This window comes from Streptomyces sp. DSM 110735 (assembly GCF_016482685.1).
In the GTDB taxonomy this organism is placed as follows: domain Bacteria; phylum Actinomycetota; class Actinomycetes; order Streptomycetales; family Streptomycetaceae; genus Streptomyces.
This window is the reverse complement of the sequence record NZ_JACYHF010000003.1, coordinates 306,438-322,440: the sequence shown is the minus strand read 5'-3', so window position 1 is coordinate 322,440 and position 16,003 is coordinate 306,438. Positions and strand designations below refer to the sequence as shown.

Sequence of the window (16,003 nt, the reverse complement as noted above, 5' to 3'; positions counted from 1 at the left end):
CCCGTGCCGCCGCCCTTCATGCCCCGGACCGCCGCGCCTCCAGCCGCTCCCGCTGGGGGACGACCGTGTACTTAGGGTCCTCCGCCGAGGCGACCCCGGCATGGAAGACACCGAACCGCAGCGCCGCCGAACCGGCCAGCAGCGCCGCGCCCGCCCCCACGGCCAGCCGCCGACGCCCGCCCGCGCAGACCGCCAGCACACCGCCCGCGAGCGTCAGCGCCTCCGCACTCCGCAGCAGCGCGCCCGGCCCGCCCTGCTCCAGCGGCTCGGCCGCCAAACCCATGCGCCGCTTCATCAACCGGAAGGAACCCACTTCGAGCGCGGCACCGAGCGCCGCCATACGGCGCGCGGGACCGTTCTGCCCGACCGGCGCGCAGACCAGCCCCAGCCCGGCGGCCGCCGTGGCGGCGGACCCCGCGAAGACGAACGGCAGGTCGCGGTGCCCCTCGTGCCAGGTGGGCACGGCGGTGTCCGCGATGAGCACGGCGGTGTACGTGGCGACGGCGGGTCCGAGCGCGGCGGCGGACGCCGTGGCAGCGGCGCCCAGCAGGCGGTACCGCCCCGCCACGTCGGTGGCAGCGGCGGCGAAGGTGAGCGGCGCGTATCCCGCCAGCAGCCAGGAACCCACGCTCATCGGCGAGGTCGGCTTGAGCATCCGGAGCATGTTGAGGAACCGGGCGGGACGGCCCAGGTCGTGCACCAGCGCCGCCAGCGCCAGCGAGACCCCGCCCGCCGCCCCGAGCTTCGCCGCCCGCGCCAGCACCGGCCGACCGGTGACCTGCGCCCCGGCGGCCAGCAGCGAGGACGCGCCCGCGAGACCGCCGAGGTAGAGGTAGCCCGCGATGTCCAGGGGCTTCCAGGTGGGCTTGTTGAGGATGGGAAGTCCGTAGTACGAGGTGAACTCGGCCCTGGGCACCATGGCGCGCTCGCCCCGGCGCCGCCGCGCGCGGCTGCCCCTGCCCCGGGTGGCGCCGGACTCGCTCATCGCGGCCTCCTCACCACGCTGACGGCGGCCAGCGCGGCGAGCGACACCGCTGCCGCCGCCGCGCGCCGCCACATGGTGGGCAGGTCCCGCGTGGTGACCACGGGGTCCGGCGGCAGGCCGTACACCTCCGGCTCGTCCAGCAGCAGGAAGAACGCCCCGTCCCCGCCGACCCCGTCCTCCGGGTCCTCGCCGTACAGCCGCGCGTCCGTGACCCCGGCAGCCTGCAGCCCGGCCACCCGCGCGGCTGCCCGCTCCCGCAGCTCCTCCAGCGGGCCGAACTGGATCGAGTCGGTCGGACACGCCTTGGCACACGCCGGTTCCATACCGACGCCGAGGCGGTCGTAGCAGAGGGTGCACTTCCAGGCCCGGCCGTCGGTCTTCCGCTGGTCGATGACGCCGTACGGGCAGGCGGGGATGCAGTAACCGCAGCCGTTGCAGACGTCCTCCTGGACGACGACCGTCCCGAACTCGGTCCGGAAGAGCGCGCCGGTCGGGCAGACGTCCAGGCAGGCGGCGTGCGTGCAGTGCTTGCAGACGTCGGAGGACATGAGCCAGCGGAGTTCGGTGCGACCGTCGGGAGAGACCGGCGCGATGGTCCCCGCGGGGGCTTCGGCGGGAGTGTCCGGGGCGAGACCGGAGGCGGCGGCGAACACGTCGACGTCCTCCCGCGTCTCGGGGACGTCCTCCCGCGTCTCGGGCTGCGCCCTGCGCTGCTCGATGAACGCCACGTGCCGCCAGGTGTCCGCGCCGAGCCCGACCGTGTTGTCGTACGACATCCCGGTCAGCTCCAGCCCGTCCTCCGGAATGGCGTTCCACTCCTTGCACGCCACCTCGCACGCCTTGCAGCCGATACAGATCGAGGTGTCGGTGAAGAAACCGACGCGCGGTGGGGCGTCGGGGTACCCGGAAGCCCTGGCCACATCGGGCTCCGGCCCGTAGAGCAGGTTCTCACGCACCCCACCGCCGTCGTCCGCCATCTCCGGCTCACCTCGCTGTCGTAGCGTTCGCTTCCTTCCGCAGTACCCGGAGCGGGCGGTTTCTTGTGCGCCTGCGCCCGAATTACCGCTCCCCTCACCCACCCGACTGGCGGACATCGTCGGCTTGGTCCGCACGCGCCCATCAACCGGGTACGGGCTGCGCCTGCCGGAGCGGGTGGAGGTCGTGGACGAGAACGCGCTGTCCGCGGTGCGGTCGCTGGAGCCGCTTGTGAGTGAGGTGGGGTCGGGGTGGTTCAGGGTCCACAAGGGCGGGTCTTCGGTGTAGCCACCTGCCGTCCCGGTCGGAAGCGGCGCCCCCGAACGGTCACCGACCGGGACGCGTGGTCACGTGAGGTCGGGCGGGACCGGTGTCGCCTGGTGGTAGTACATCTGCCACGGGGCGGTCGGGGACTGTCGGCGCCAGAGTGAACTGCGGCGGGAGCGCTTGCCGTTCAGGGTGGTCTCGTAGGTGAGGTGGACCAGGCCGGCGGCGAGGAGGGCGCCGGTGAAGTCCGAGGGTTCGTAGCGCGGGCCGCTTTCCGTGGCGCCGTCCATGCCGGGCATCTCGGCGACCATCTCCTCGTACGTCCACCGCCGCCCCGAGGAGCCGACCTCCACGAACTCCGGATCCAGCAACTGCCGGGAGAGCGAGGGGGATGCGCGCACGCCGGGGTCCATGAGCCGCAGCTCGCCCTCGATCGCTTCCCGTACGCCGTCAGTCTCTTCGCTCATGCGGGCATCTTGACCCAGGTGACCTGGTCTTTCCCAGTCGATTTACCGCTCACGGTGCACACGGGGTGCCGGGCTTGCCCGCCCACTGGAGCAACGCCGCCTCCAGTGATGTGAGTTCAGCGGTGTTCGCCGTGTCGGACGCCCAGGCGATCACGCCGTCGGGACGCACCAGCACCCCGATCGGCGTCGGCGTCGGCGTCGGTGCCGGTGTCGTGTCGGCGTCGGTGACGCGACGCACCCGGTCCGCCCACCCCGCCGCGACACCGGCGAAGGCACCGTCCGGGGAGCGGTCCAGGAGCAGGAAACCGCCGTTGTGGGCGTGGTCGGTCAGGCGGGAGCCGTCGGAGAGGTGGAGGTCGGGGGAGTAGCGGCCGGTCAGGGGGTGGGCGCCGGGGAGGGCGGTGCGTTGGGTGACGCCGGAGATCTGCTTGACGGCGTAGGTCGTGCCGTCGCGGGTGCCGAGGAGGTCGGTGACGACCGAGCGGAGTGCGGCGGACTTGGGGTCGCCGCGGAGGATGCCGATCTGCGCCCGCGTCCAGTCCAGTACCCAGGCGCCGAGGGGACGGCGCTCGGTGTCGTAGGTGTCGAGGAGCCCGGCAGGAGCCCGACCGGCGATCACCGCACCGAGTTTCCAGCCGAGGTTCATCGCGTCGCCGACCCCGAGGTTGAGGCCCTGGCCGCCGAACGGCGGGTGCACATGGGCGGCGTCACCGGCGAGCAGGACGCGCCCCGAGCAATAGGCGGCTGCCTGACGGGTGTTGTCGGTCCAGCGAGTCGGCGTGGCCCGAAGTGCGGTCAGCGTGACGTCGGTTCCCGAGATCCGGCGCAGGCTGCTCTGTACGTCCTCCAGGGTGACCGGCGTCGAGCGGTCGGCGGGAGGCGCGTCGAACTCCACGGTGGCCACGCGTCCGGGCTGCGGACCGTAGCGGTACGCCCCGCGCGCGGACCACGTCCATCCGCTCGCGAGCTTTTCCGGGTCCGCGATGTCGACGACCGCCTGGTATCCGGTGAGTTCGGGGTCGGTGCCGGGGAACTCGATGCCCGCGAGGCGGCGTACGGTGCTGTGTCCGCCGTCGCACCCGACCAGCCAACCGGTGTGCAGCACACCGGCGTTGGTGCCGACGAGCACCCCGTCCCCGGTGTCGTCGAGTCCGGTGACCTCCACCCCGCGCCGCACCGGTACGCCGAGCCGCGTGACGTGCTCGGTCAGCAGCGCCTCCAGCTCACGCTGCGGCACCATCCGCGCGTCGGCGGCGGTGTGCGCGGCGAGATCGGGGTCGGACCAGTCCACGAGGTCGGGGTCGAGGACGATGCCCGCGAAGTGGCCGGTGAAGCGGGCTTCGGGGCGCTGTTCCCCGGCCACACCGGCGTAGGAACCCATCCGATCGAGGACTTCCCGCTGTATTCGCCGGGCGGCAGGCAGCAGACCCCGCCGGTCGAGCGCCTCGGCCGTCGGCACGTTGATCGACTGCGCCTTCAGCGCCTGGTCGGGCTGCTCCCGCCGTTCGATCACCTGTACGGTGACCCCGGCGAGCGCCAGCTCGGCGGCCAGCACGAGGCCGACCGGCCCGGCTCCGACCACGGTCACGTCCACGCTTGTCTCCATGCTCTGGTTCACGTCCCTCACGCCGTCACGATACGAACAGTGTTCTACGGGCGAACAGTGTTCGTGTCAAGTAGGGCGACGCCCGCGCATCCGGTGGGGAAAAGTCCCACCGCGACGGCACGAGATGTGGGTGACGTACCCCTCAACCGCGACGTGACCGCGCCCTAACCTCACCGTCGTCACCTCTGCGCGCGCCCGGCTTCGAGGAAGAGGTCATCGTGAGGAGAACATCCGCAAGGGGAAGGGCAGTTCGCCGGTTCGGCGTGCTGGCGTCCATGGTTCTGCTGGTGGGCACGAGTCAAGTCCTCGGCGCCGGGGCGGCCACCGCGACGAGCCCACCCGGGACCGGCCGCCCGGTGACGGCACCCGCGTGTGCCGGGCTGAACGGCATGGCGATCCCGGCGTCGGCCATGAGCCTGCCGACCACCGGCGCCCGCGTCACCTCAGCCACGGTCACAACCAGCCTCGTCAGCGGCGAGACGATCACGTACTGCCAGGCCGACGCCGACATCCTTCCCGTCGACCCGACCGCGCCCGCCATCAAAATGCGCGTGGCGCTGCCCTACGGCTGGAACGGCAAGGCGCTGATGTTCGGCGGCGGCGGCTACAACGGCACCATCCCCGACCTCACCGCCAACGTGCCGTTCGGCCCCACCGCTCAACCGGCGCCGCTGGCACGGCGGTACGTGACGTTCGCCAGCGACTCGGGGCACCAGCAGAGCCCCACGGCACCTCCGTCGCTGGACGGGTCGTTCGGCGTGAACGACGAAGCCCTGAACAACTTCGCCGCCGGTGACGCGCTCAAGAAGACACGCGACGCGAGCCTGTTCCTCGTCCGGCACGCCTATGGGGCGAACCCGACCGAGGTCTACTTCGCTGGAGGCTCAACAGGCGGGCGCGAAGCGCTCGTTGCGGCGCAGCGATGGCCGACCGCGTTCGACGGCGTGATCTCCGCCTTCCCCGCCTGGAACAACCTCAGCGAAATGCTGTACGTGGGGTACCTGGCTCAACTCCTGTCCCGCCCGGGCGCCTTCCCCGGAGTCGACCAGCAGACCCTCGTCCACGACAGGGTGGTCCAGGCGTGTGACGGGCTCGACGGCGTCAGGGACAACGTCGTCTCGCATCCGGGCAGTTGTCACTTCGACCCCCGCACCCTGCGCTGTCCGAAGGGCACCGACACAGGACCGAACTGCCTCTCGGACGCGCAGATCGACGCCGTGACCGCCATGTCGGCGCCGTTCGGATGGCCGTACCGGATCGCCAGCGGCGAGACCGGATATCCCGGCTTCCCGTTCCTCTCGGGGGCGGACATGCGGACCCCGTTCCTCGGCTTCGGCACCACCGCGCCCGCCAACCCCATGCCGGTGACGAGCGGTTACGGCATGCAGTTCTGGGATCAGTGGGTCAAGTACTTCCTCACTCGCGACCCGCAACACAACTCCCTTGCCGTGGACCCCCGACACCCTGGCAAGTGGCTCGCCCGCATCAGCCGACTCTCCACGATCCAGGACCGCAACGACCCCGACCTCGGCGCATTCGCCCGCGCCGGAGGCAAGTTGATCCTCCTCCACGGCGCCGCGGACGAACTCGTCTCCCCGTACTCGACGACCGACTACTACCAGCGGGTCCGCGCCACCCTGGGCGCCGGAGCGACCCAATCGTTCCTGCGGTACTACGTCGTGCCCGGCGCGAACCACGCCAACTTCGGCACCCCCGCGTTCGCCGCCGCCACCGACTCGCTCTCCGCGCTCGAGCACTGGGTCGAAAGGGACGAGCCGCCCGCCCGCGAGGTGGTCTCCGACGCCCTCCACGACCGCACGCGTCCCCTGTGCGAGTACCCGGGCTGGCCCAGGTACCGCGCCGGTGATCCGGACAGCGCGTCGAGTTTCGTGTGCGCGCGCTGAGGCTGTCGTCCCGTGGGCCGGCCCTCGCCAAGTCCGTGCCGTCGAGCCCGTACAGCCGTACGGACCGTGAGTGTTAGCGTGTCCATGGTCATACATTCGGGGGAGTGACGATGGGTTCGGACGGCTATCAGGTCAAGGCGGGCATGACCGGCCAGGCCAGGCAACTCGACGACGCGGGCACGGACATGGACGGCGTCGGCTCGGCCGTCCGCTCCCGCACGAGCTACTCGTACGAGGACACCGGTGGCCAGGACGCCGCCTCCGCGCTCAACGCGTTCGTCACGGCGTGGGAGGCGGAGGCCAAGGCGCTGGCGTCGGCGTTGCACGAGCTGGGTGACAAGGTGCAGTTGAGCAAGAAGACGTACCACGGCACCGACGGCCTGGTGCGGGCGAACGTCAACAGCGTTCCCGCGGGCGGCGCGAGCGGTCCCACCGACACGAGCGGCCGCGCGTCGGTCCTCGCGAGCTACTGAGCGACGGGTCGATGTCCTTCTTCACCTCTCCTTTCGACTCGCCCTCCTTCCGCCTCGAATGGCTCGCGGGGCTGTCCAAGAAGCTGCTCGGCGCCGGGACCAAGAACGAGGTCCTCGACCTCATCGACGAAGCGCTCTCGGTACCCCAACCGGGCGGTGACCAGGGCGTGTTGGAAGGTCTCGCCGCGCTCTATCGCGGTCAGCTCGACCCGGTCGGCGGCGTCTTCGACCAGGTCGACCGGGTGGGCCGCAAGGGTCTTCCGGAGGTGTGGGTCGGCGACACGAGCGTCCTCGCCTCCGACGTGGTGAACGCCGCCGGGCGGTCCGTGACCCGGATGAGCGAGGCGTTCCAGGGCTGCGCGACCGTGCTGCTGACGCTGTCCGACGCGATCGGCGCCGCACAGCTCAAGGACGAGCAGGGGCGCGGGCAGTTGCGGGAGCAGAAGAAGATGCTGGGCGGCAAGGACGGCTTCTTCGACAACCTCCACGAGAACGACGAGGAGGAGTGGGACCGCAAGAACGCCGCCCACTTCGGCTCCTCCGCGGTCGACCTGATGCACGCCGCCGTGGCCGACGCGCAGGAAGCCACCCGTATCGCCGCCCGGGACCTGAACAAGTGGGCGTCCGAGGCACGCGCCGGGAAGATGGAGACCAGCGAACTCACCGCCGTCGACAAGCTGATGCTCGCCGACACCGGCGTCGCGGGCGCCGACACCGACCTGAACGAGATCCTCACGGCGGGCGACCTCTCGCGCGCGTCGGCGCGCATGGACCTGCTGAGCCTGGACGACGAGACGGCCATGGAGCGGATGCTCGCGAAGTCGGACAGCCCGCAGGAACGGGCCTATCTGATGAAGGCACTGGCCGCGGGGCACAGCGTCACCGAGATCGAGCAGTTCCAGGCGAAGATCCACGGCAAGGACCCCGCCTGGCTGCGCCGCCATCTCACCCCGGTGGTCACCGCCAAGGACAGCATGAAGGACGAGGGTCTGGCGCCGGACGGCTCGAACAACAACAAGGACTACGTCACGTTCGACGGCCAGCGCTGGATCCAGGGCGGCGACGGCTCCGAGGGCACCTGCGTGGCTTCCTCCACCGTCACCTCCCGCGCGATGGTCGACCCCGTGTACGCGCTCGGTCTCACCGGCGGTCCCGACGGACAGCAGGACGACCCCGACGCCTTCCGGCAGCGCCTGGTGGCCGAACAGCACCGGCTGCACACCGAGGGCGACGGCGGCAAGAACTGGGGCGGCATGGGACCCGAGGGCCAGGAACGCATCAACGACACCCACGTCGGCAGCGCCACCGGCACCGACTACTCGCGCCAGGACCTGAACAGCGACGCCGACCGCAGGGCCGTCCTCACCGACGTCGAGAAGTCGGTGGCCGAGGGGCGGCCGGTGCCGGTCGACGTCTCGGGCAAGGAGGGCGCCCACGCGATGACCATCATCGCCCAGGAGGGTGACATGCTTCAGGTGTACAACCCCTGGGGCGAGACCACCTGGGTCAGCGAGGACGACTTCATCAACGGCCACATGGGCAAGGCTTCCAACAGTGATCTCCCCAACGCGTACAGCGTCTATCTTCCGCAGTAGCCGGGGCGGTGCCGCGCTCTTCGCGACGGCCGCGCTGCTGGCTCTCGCCACGGGCTGCGGCTCGGGCGGCGACGACCCCTCCGGTGGCTCCACGAGTACGGCGCGCCCCGCGACCCGGCCGACGAGCCTCCCGGTGAAGGACACCAGCATCAGCGCCACGCCGGGCGAGCGCTTCACCCTCACCGTCGACCAGAACGCCTCCACCCGCGAGTATTGGTACCTGGTCGCCCCCGAGCCGGACAGCTCGGTACTGGTCAGCCGGGGCCGGGACGGCGGTGAGGGAACGGGGACCGGTGCCGCCCACCGCCTCACCTTCACCTTCGAGGCGATGGGCAGGGGGACGACCCACTTCACGCTGCTGCACTGCACGTTCACCACCTGCCAGGGCAACACCTCCACCAAGCCCCCGGAGACGACGGGAGTTTCCGCCCCCCCGACCGCGACGACCGGAGCCTCCGCCACCCCGACCGCGACCCCCGAGCGCATCACCTACACCGTCACCGTCCGATGACCCGAGGCCCCGCCGTGAACGCCAACGCCCCGCACCCGCCCCACCGCACGGACGACGAGCTGGCCCGACTCGACATCCCCGACCTCCTGCGCCACGGCCTCACCGCCGCCCCCGGCCCCCACCGCACCGCCCTCTTCGGCGACGGCGCCGCAGCCGCCGCCGTCCTCCTCGACCGCCTCGCCACCGAACCCCGCTCGGTCGCCTTCCTCGCGGACACGGTCCACGCGGGCGGAGTGGCCCGCGCCGCGGACCTGCCCGAGCCCCTTCCTCACCGGGACGCCGCGGTTCTCGTCCGTCAGTGGCTGCGAGCCGCCACCGAACTCGACGGCGGCCTCACCGCCGACGACACGGCGGCCACCTGGCTGCACGCCGTGGCGACGATCATCGAACTGAAGCAGCGGGCCCGCGAGGCGTACAGCCGGTGACAGTCCTGGTGTGAGCGGGAATCAGGTGCGCGGCCGCCGGTCCGGCTGGTCGGCGGGGTACCGACCCGGGCGTTTCCCCTGTGGGGTGGTTCACTGACGCGGGATGACGGGCCGAGTGCCGGGCATGAGGGTCCTCGGGGCCACCGGCCGTTCCGTTCCGATCCGATTCGCGCAACACCACAACTGGAGAATTCGCTGTGACCCTCGACGGCATACCGGCAGGTCTCGCCCCCGGTGGCTCCCTGAGCGCCGAAGCCCGCAAGCAGCGCCTGCGCCGCCGCCTGGAGCGGCTGATCGGGGTGGCCGCGACCGAGGGGAACGAGCTGATCCCGCTGCGCAACGGCAGCGCCATCTTCCCCGCCATGCTGACGGCCATCGGCTCGGCGAGGCACACGATCGACATGATGACCTTCGTGTACTGGCGCGGCCAGATCGCCCGCGACTTCGCCGCCGCCCTCGCCGAACGGGCACGGGCGGGTGTCCGGGTACGGCTGCTGCTCGACGGGTTCGGCGCCCAGCGGATCGAGCGGGGACTGCTGGACCTCATGGACGAAGCCGGAGTCCAGGTCGCCTGGTTCCGCAAGCCCGTCTGGCTCTCGCCCTTCAAGCAGAACCACCGCTGTCACCGCAAGGCTCTGATCGTGGACGAGCACACCGCGTTCACCGGCGGCGTCGGGATCGCGGAGGAGTGGTGCGGCGACGCCCGCAACCCCGGCGAGTGGCGTGACACCCACGTCCAGGTGCGGGGACCGGCGGTCGACGGGATCGCCGCCGCTTTCGCCCAGAACTGGGCCGAGTGCCACGACGAACTCTTCGACGACCGCGACCGCTTCACCGAGCACGAGCAGATCGGCAGTTCGATCGTCCAGGTCGTGCGCGGCTCGGCCAGCATCGGCTGGCAGGACATGCAGACCCTGATCCGGGTCATGCTCACCTCCGCCGAGGAACGCTTCCGCCTGGCCACGGCCTACTTCGCCCCCGACGACTACTTCATCGACCTCCTGTGCCGCACCGCCCGCCGGGGCGTCGAGGTCGAGATCCTGCTACCCGGCCCGCACACCGACCAGCGCGCCTGCCAGCTCGCCGGACAGCACCACTACACCCGGCTGCTGCGCGCGGGCGTCGACATCCGCCAGTACCAACCGACCATGATGCACGCCAAGATCATCACCGTGGACTCGGTGGCGTCCCTGATCGGCTCCACCAACTTCAACCGCCGCTCCATGGACCACGACGAGGAGGTCATGCTCGCCGTCCTGGACGAGGACTTCACCGCCGCCCTCGACCGCGACTACGACGCCGACCTGAAGAACAGCGTGGCCATCGACCTCGCCAGATGGCGCCGAAGAGCCGCCCTCCAGCGACTGAAGGAGGCTGCGGTCATGCCGGTGCGACGTTTCTTGTGACGCGAGGCGGGCGGCGATGTTCTGTCGCCCGTGATCCTGACCTCGAAACGAGGTAACCTCCGAACGACGCCCTTGACCTGCAACAGCAGGCAGGGAGCAGACGAATCGGGAGTTTCCTCATGCTGCGCACCATGTTCAAGTCCAAGATCCATCGCGCCACCGTCACCCAGGCCGACCTGCACTACGTGGGATCCGTGACGATCGACGCGGATCTGCTGGACGCTGCCGATCTGCTGCCCGGTGAGCTGGTGCACATTGTGGACATCACCAATGGGGCGCGGCTGGAGACGTACGTCATCGAGGGGGAGCGGGGGTCCGGGGTCATCGGGATCAATGGGGCCGCCGCGCACCTCGTGCACCCTGGGGATCTGGTGATTCTGATCAGTTACGCGCAGGTCGACGACGCCGAGGCGCGGGCGCTGACGCCGAAGGTCGTGCATGTCGACGGGGAGAACCGGATCGTCGCGCTCGGGGCCGATCCGTCCGAGCCGGTGCCGGGGTCGGATCAGGAGCGGAGCCCGCAGGCCGTTTCGGCGTGAGGGCGCGGTGAGTGAGCGCGGGGTGGTCGGGTAGTCGGGTGGTGGTCCCGGGTCACCAGGTCCGGGGACCGTCCGGAGGACAGTCATGACCCAGCCGAATCCCGATCCCGTACCCCCCGCGCCGGCGCCCGGTGCGGGGCCCACGCCGCCGGATCCGTATCCGAGCCCGGTGCCGCCGCCGGAGCCGGGTCCCGGACCGACGCCGCCGGGACCGGGTCCGACACCGCCTCCGGTACCGCCAGGTCCTGAGCCGACCCCGCCGTCCCCGGTGCCGCCCGGCCCGTCGCCGACTCCGCCGTCTCCGGTGCCGCCCGTACCCCCGGGTCCCGAGCCGGTCCCGCCGGGACCGTCCCCGTCTCCGATTCCGCCCGGGCCCGAGCCCGTACCCAGCCCCGAGCCGGGGCCACCGCTCACGCCGGAGGGTTGACGGGAGGAGCGAGGAGCCCGGTCCGAGCCGGGCTCCCTTCGCGTCGAGGGCGGCGCCGGGGCAACCTCAGTCTCCCGAGCACCGAGGAGAGAGCCGGTCACCCCCGAAGGGGCAAGCCAACCTCAGCCGTCCCGCCCCGCCGGGGCGACGCGACCTCAGCAACTCCCGCCGCCCCGCCCCGCACACCCCGTCCCTACGCTCGAACCTCCGCCCGGTCCCCGCCCCACAGCGTGTGGAACGAGCCGTCCTTGTCCACCCGGCGATACGTGTGCGCGCCGAAGTAGTCCCGCTGTCCCTGGGTCAGAGCCGCCGGCAGGCGCTCCGCGCGGAGGGCGTCGTAGTAGGCGAGGGCCGCCGCGAAGCCGGGGGCGGGGACGCCCTGGCGGGTGGCGGCGATGAGGACCTCGCGCCAGTCGTCCTGCGCCTCGGCGATCTCGCGGGCGAAGGTCTCGTCCGACAGGAGCGACGGCAGGTCGGGGCGGGCGTCGTACGCGGCGCGGATGCGGTCGAGGAAGGCGGCGCGGATGATGCAGCCCCCGCGCCAGATGGAGGCGACCTCGCCGAGGTCGATGTCCCAGTCGTACTCCGCGCTGCCCGCCGCGATCTCGTGGAAGCCCTGGGTGTACGAGACGATCTTGGAGGCGTACAGCGCCTGCTCGACCTTGTCGGCGAAGGCGGCGGCCTCCTCCTTGCTCAGCGGGGTCGCCGTCGGACCCGCCAGGTCGCGGGAAGCGTCCCGCAGCGCCGCGTGGCCCGAGAGGGAGCGGGCGAAGACCGCCTCCGCGATGCCCGAGACCGGCACGCCGAGGTCGAGGGCGATCTGGACCGTCCAGCGCCCGGTGCCCTTCTGCTCGGCCTGGTCGACCACCACGTCCACGAAGGGCTTGCCGGTCTCCGCGTCCACGTGGGACAGCACCTCGGCGGTGATCTCGATCAGGTACGAGTCGAGACGGCCCCGGTTCCAGGTGCGGAAGATGTCCGCGATCTCGGCGGGGGAGTACCCGGCGACGTCGCGCAGCAACTGGTACGCCTCACCGATGAGCTGCATGTCGGCGTACTCGATGCCGTTGTGCACCATCTTCACGAAGTGCCCGGCGCCGTCGGGTCCCACGTGCGTCACACAGGGCGCGCCGTCGTCCGCCTTGGCGGAGATCTTCTCCAGCATCGGGCCCAGCGAGTCGTACGACTCCACCGAGCCGCCCGGCATGATGCTCGGGCCGTGGAGCGCGCCCTCCTCGCCGCCGGAGATGCCCGTGCCGACGAAGTGGATGCCCTGCTCACGCAGTTCCCGCTCCCGGCGCCGGGTGTCCGCGAAGTGCGCGTTGCCCCCGTCGATGATCATGTCGCCGGGCTCCAGGAGCGGCGCGAACTCCTCGATCACCGCGTCCGTCGGCTCACCCGCCTTCACCATGACGACCAGGCGGCGCGGGCGCTCCAGGGACTCCACGAACTCCTTCGCGGTCTCGGCCGGGACGAACTCGCCCTCGCCGCCGAACTCCTCGACCAGCTCACGCGTCTTCGACGCCGTGCGGTTGTGCACGGCGACCGTGTAGCCGTTGCGCGCGAAGTTCCGGGCGAGGTTGCGGCCCATGACCGCGAGGCCGGTGACGCCGATCTGCGCTGAACTGCTCATACCGCCTGCTCCCTAGCTGCATCGTGGTGTGCGGCTCCGTCGGTGCGGGCCTCGCGGCCCATCCTGTCGCGCCGCCCCGGCGAGCGCACATCCGGCCCGCCACGCATGTTTACGGACGGGAGGCGCTCCTCGGCTCAGTTCACGGGAGCGTAGGGCGAAATCCGCTGCCGACAGCCTCGCCGTGCCCTGACAGGCGGCTTCTTTCACCCCATCAGGAATCCAAACCTATGGGGCGAATCGGCCTTCGACTTCGGCCGGATTCCCCTCTTGTGACGGCCTGTGCCCTGCCCTTACTTTTGCCCCTCCTGACACATGTCGAGGGGATTGCGGAGATGGCCGTACGCGGCCGGCATCGCCGGTATCAGCCCAGCAGGATCAACCGGGCCTCGCTCACCGTCACGGCGGGAGGCGCCGGACTCGCGATCCCGCTGGTCGCCGCCGGCACCGCCGACGCGGCCGCGCCCTCCACCTGGAACAAGGTCGCCGCCTGCGAGTCCAGCGGCAACTGGAGCATCAACACGGGCAACGGCTTCTACGGCGGGCTCCAGTTCACCCGCTCCACCTGGGAGGCGTACGGCGGCACCCACTACGCCCCCCGCGCCGACCTGGCCACCCGCGAGCAGCAGATCGCCGTCGCCGAGAAGGTCCTCGACGCGCAGGGTCCGGGCGCGTGGCCCGTCTGCTCGGTACGCGCGGGGCTCACCAGGGGCGGAACCCCAGCCTCAGCACCGGCCCACACCGAGTCCGCCCCGGCACGCACCGCCACGCCCCACACCGACAGCGCCACCACCCGCCCCACGCGGAGCGAGAAGGCGCACGACGTCAGCCCCCAGACCATCCCCCAGTCCCGCGCGGGCCGCGCCGAGATGTACACGGTCGTGCACGGCGACACCCTCTCCGGCATCGCCGACGAGCACGAGGTACGCGGCGGCTGGCACGGGCTGTACACGGGCAACCGGTCGGTCATCGGCTCCGATCCCGACCTGATCCTGCCGGGACAGCGGCTCAGCCTGCGGCCCGGCACGGGGGCGACCGCCCACGCGACGACCCCCAAGGCCAAGCCCGCGCGCGAGAAGACCGCACCGGAACACAAGACCCCCGCGCCCAAGGCGCCCACGCACAAGGCGCCCACCCACAAGACCGCCGCCCACCCCGCCTCCACGAGCGGGTTCATGGCGCCGGTCAGCGCCCCCATCGGCACCGGGTACCGCGCGGGCGGCTCCTACTGGTCGAAGGGCTACCACACGGGCGTCGACTTCCTGGTGCCCACCGGCACCTCGGTCAAGGCGGCGGGCGCCGGGCAGGTGGTGTCGGCGGGCTGGGGCGGGTCGTACGGCTACCAGGTGGTCATCCGGCACGCGGACGGCCGGTACACGCAGTACGCCCACCTCTCCGCGATCTCCGTGCGCGCCGGGCAGCACGTGGCCATGGGACAGCGCGTCGGCCGGTCCGGCGCGACCGGCAACGTGACGGGCCCGCATCTGCACTTCGAGGTGCGCACCGGGCCCGGCTTCGGCTCGGACGTCGACCCGCTCGCCTTCCTGCGGGCACACGGCGTCAAACTCTGAGCGCGGCCCGGCCGTTGCGGCCGGGCCCGACGGTCACCCTTCGTGTCGTACGGAGTTCAGGCGGCGCGCCCCTCAGGTCCGCGTACCGCCTCCACGTCCGGTACGAGCGCCTCGGCGCGCCGGGGTCCGGGCAGCACCTTGACGGCGTCCAGCGCGGTCGGCGGAAAATCCACCGGAGGCAGCCCCTCGGCGCGCGCCTCGGACAGCGCGGAGCGTGCCGCGGGCACCTCCGTGTCCGCTTCCGCCTCCGGCCGCTCCGTCGTCAGCAGGATCAGCCCGCCCGCCGTCACCACCCCGCACGCCAGCGCGAGCACCGTGCCCGTCGTGCCGTGGCGGAACGTCTCGCCGAACATCAGGATGCCGACGACCGCCGCCAGCACCGGGTTGATCACGGTCAGCGTGGCCAGCGGCGCGGCCAGACCGCCGCCCCGGTACGCCGCCTGGGAGAGCAGTACGCCCGCCGCCGAGAAGACGCCGATCAGCACCAGCGAGGACAGGTCCCCGAGTCCGGGTCCGTCGCTCCAGTCGGCGGCGACCGTCTTCGTGAACACCGAGCCCATGCCGAAGGCCGTACCGGCGCCCGCCGCGAGGAACACCCCGCGCACCGCCGGACTGCGGTGCGCGGCGCGGCCCGCCACCATCAGCGCCACGACCACGCCGCCCGCGACCAGCGCGACGGCCGTGCGCCGGGCAGGGTCCAGGTTGTGCGCCTCGGCCGAGCCGACCAGCGCGAGCAGCCCCGCGAGCCCCGCCGTCGCCATCACCGCGCCGCGCCAGGCGGCCGCCCCTGTCGGACGGCCCACGAGCAGCACCGCCATCGGCAGCGCGAAGACGATGGTCAGCGCGCCCAGCGGCTGGACCAGGCTGAGCGGGCCGTAGGCGAGCGCGACGACGTGCAGCACGGCGCCGAGCCCGTTCAGCCCGAGCGCCGCCCACCAGCCGGCCCGGCGCAGCGGCAGGAACCGGGCGTCCGGGCAGGACACCGCGACCCGCTCCTGCGCGAGGGCGCCGCCCGCGTACGCCACGGCGGACACGAACGACAGCAGGACGGACAGCGCGAGGGCGCTCATCTGAGGCTCCCTCGAAAAAGGGCCCGCTGGGCCCGGCGCGGTGCGCGGTCGGCTTCCATGGGCGCAACTCTGCCCGCCCGCGCGCCCCAAGTCGTCCTCCCCGAGCACGCGATGCGTCCTACTGCCGATGGAGTACGAAAGCCTCCCGATCA

The 16,003-nt window shown here is 71.8% G+C and carries 14 protein-coding genes; 8 read left to right on the top strand and 6 right to left on the bottom strand.

The window, feature by feature from the left end:
* Nucleotides 1-16 precede the first annotated feature (16 nt).
* From nrfD to IF655_RS06850, 4 genes are all read right to left on the bottom strand, one after another.
* On the bottom strand, nucleotides 17-985 hold the full coding sequence (nrfD, locus tag IF655_RS06865; RefSeq protein WP_242488578.1) for an NrfD/PsrC family molybdoenzyme membrane anchor subunit: 969 nt from the start codon (nucleotides 983-985) through the stop codon (nucleotides 17-19).
* Nucleotides 982-1,962, bottom strand: a complete 981-nt coding sequence (locus tag IF655_RS06860) for a 4Fe-4S dicluster domain-containing protein (protein ID WP_199582966.1) — start codon at nucleotides 1,960-1,962, stop codon at nucleotides 982-984. Before IF655_RS06860 ends, nrfD begins: the two co-directional genes overlap by 4 nt.
* Before the next feature lie 345 nt (nucleotides 1,963-2,307).
* Nucleotides 2,308-2,694: a DUF4440 domain-containing protein gene (locus IF655_RS06855; protein ID WP_199582964.1), complete on the bottom strand. Its 387-nt coding sequence runs from the start codon at nucleotides 2,692-2,694 to the stop codon at nucleotides 2,308-2,310.
* Between the two features lie 49 nt (nucleotides 2,695-2,743).
* On the bottom strand, nucleotides 2,744-4,300 hold the full coding sequence (locus tag IF655_RS06850; RefSeq protein ID WP_199583332.1) for an FAD-dependent monooxygenase: 1,557 nt from the start codon (nucleotides 4,298-4,300) through the stop codon (nucleotides 2,744-2,746).
* A gap of 287 nt (nucleotides 4,301-4,587) precedes the next feature.
* Here IF655_RS06850 and IF655_RS06845 point away from each other — a divergent pair, with 287 nt between their 5' ends.
* The 7 genes from IF655_RS06845 to panD all read left to right on the top strand — a co-directional run bounded on the left by IF655_RS06845 (nucleotide 4,588) and on the right by panD (nucleotide 11,153).
* Nucleotides 4,588-6,204, top strand: a complete 1,617-nt coding sequence (locus IF655_RS06845; RefSeq protein WP_307814872.1) for a tannase/feruloyl esterase family alpha/beta hydrolase — start codon at nucleotides 4,588-4,590, stop codon at nucleotides 6,202-6,204.
* A 110-nt stretch (nucleotides 6,205-6,314) separates the two neighbouring features.
* Entirely contained in the window at nucleotides 6,315-6,677 is a 363-nt protein-coding gene (locus IF655_RS06840; RefSeq protein WP_199583331.1) for a hypothetical protein, read from the top strand.
* Nucleotides 6,678-6,688: 11 nt separating this feature from the next.
* Entirely contained in the window at nucleotides 6,689-8,272 is a 1,584-nt protein-coding gene (locus IF655_RS06835) for a peptidoglycan-binding protein (RefSeq protein WP_199582952.1), read from the top strand.
* Nucleotides 8,232-8,783: a hypothetical protein gene (locus IF655_RS06830; protein WP_307814871.1), complete on the top strand. Its 552-nt coding sequence runs from the start codon at nucleotides 8,232-8,234 to the stop codon at nucleotides 8,781-8,783. Before IF655_RS06835 ends, IF655_RS06830 begins: the two co-directional genes overlap by 41 nt.
* Nucleotides 8,780-9,208: a hypothetical protein gene (locus IF655_RS06825; protein WP_206775510.1), complete on the top strand. Its 429-nt coding sequence runs from the start codon at nucleotides 8,780-8,782 to the stop codon at nucleotides 9,206-9,208. Before IF655_RS06830 ends, IF655_RS06825 begins: the two co-directional genes overlap by 4 nt.
* A gap of 197 nt (nucleotides 9,209-9,405) precedes the next feature.
* Nucleotides 9,406-10,614 (top strand): phospholipase D-like domain-containing protein, encoded by a 1,209-nt coding sequence (locus IF655_RS06820; protein ID WP_307814870.1) that lies wholly within the window; start codon nucleotides 9,406-9,408, stop codon nucleotides 10,612-10,614.
* Nucleotides 10,615-10,733: 119 nt separating this feature from the next.
* Nucleotides 10,734-11,153 carry an aspartate 1-decarboxylase gene (gene panD / locus IF655_RS06815; protein WP_199582950.1) on the top strand — a complete coding sequence of 140 codons (420 nt, stop codon included), beginning with the start codon at nucleotides 10,734-10,736 and terminating at the stop codon, nucleotides 11,151-11,153.
* Nucleotides 11,154-11,773: 620 nt separating this feature from the next.
* Here the strand turns inward: panD and gndA are convergent.
* A complete protein-coding gene (gene gndA, locus IF655_RS06810) occupies nucleotides 11,774-13,213 on the bottom strand; it encodes an NADP-dependent phosphogluconate dehydrogenase (protein WP_199582943.1) in 1,440 nt (479 codons plus the stop codon).
* Nucleotides 13,214-13,545: 332 nt separating this feature from the next.
* On the opposite strand from gndA, the gene IF655_RS06805 reads away from it, so the two are divergent.
* Nucleotides 13,546-14,781 carry a transglycosylase family protein gene (locus tag IF655_RS06805; protein WP_199582942.1) on the top strand — a complete coding sequence of 412 codons (1,236 nt, stop codon included), beginning with the start codon at nucleotides 13,546-13,548 and terminating at the stop codon, nucleotides 14,779-14,781.
* 56 nt (nucleotides 14,782-14,837) lie between these two features.
* On the opposite strand, the gene IF655_RS06800 is transcribed toward IF655_RS06805, so the two are convergent.
* Nucleotides 14,838-15,851: a DMT family transporter gene (locus IF655_RS06800; protein WP_199582941.1), complete on the bottom strand. Its 1,014-nt coding sequence runs from the start codon at nucleotides 15,849-15,851 to the stop codon at nucleotides 14,838-14,840.
* Nucleotides 15,852-16,003: the final 152 nt, after the last annotated feature.

What these genes read in the sequence shown, in the direction of transcription:
- nrfD (WP_242488578.1), bottom strand. Translation starts at nt 985, where the DNA reads ATGAGCGAGTCCGGCGCCACCCGGGGCAGGGGCAGCCGCGCGCGGCGG.
- IF655_RS06860 (WP_199582966.1), bottom strand. Translation starts at nt 1,962, where the DNA reads ATGGCGGACGACGGCGGTGGGGTGCGTGAGAACCTGCTCTACGGGCCG.
- IF655_RS06855 (WP_199582964.1), bottom strand. Translation starts at nt 2,694, where the DNA reads ATGAGCGAAGAGACTGACGGCGTACGGGAAGCGATCGAGGGCGAGCTG.
- IF655_RS06850 (WP_199583332.1), bottom strand. Translation starts at nt 4,300, where the DNA reads ATGGAGACAAGCGTGGACGTGACCGTGGTCGGAGCCGGGCCGGTCGGC.
- IF655_RS06840 (WP_199583331.1), top strand. Translation starts at nt 6,315, where the DNA reads ATGGGTTCGGACGGCTATCAGGTCAAGGCGGGCATGACCGGCCAGGCC.
- IF655_RS06835 (WP_199582952.1), top strand. Translation starts at nt 6,689, where the DNA reads ATGTCCTTCTTCACCTCTCCTTTCGACTCGCCCTCCTTCCGCCTCGAA.
- IF655_RS06825 (WP_206775510.1), top strand. Translation starts at nt 8,780, where the DNA reads ATGACCCGAGGCCCCGCCGTGAACGCCAACGCCCCGCACCCGCCCCAC.
- panD (WP_199582950.1), top strand. Translation starts at nt 10,734, where the DNA reads ATGCTGCGCACCATGTTCAAGTCCAAGATCCATCGCGCCACCGTCACC.
- gndA (WP_199582943.1), bottom strand. Translation starts at nt 13,213, where the DNA reads ATGAGCAGTTCAGCGCAGATCGGCGTCACCGGCCTCGCGGTCATGGGC.
- IF655_RS06805 (WP_199582942.1), top strand. Translation starts at nt 13,546, where the DNA reads ATGGCCGTACGCGGCCGGCATCGCCGGTATCAGCCCAGCAGGATCAAC.
- IF655_RS06800 (WP_199582941.1), bottom strand. Translation starts at nt 15,851, where the DNA reads ATGAGCGCCCTCGCGCTGTCCGTCCTGCTGTCGTTCGTGTCCGCCGTG.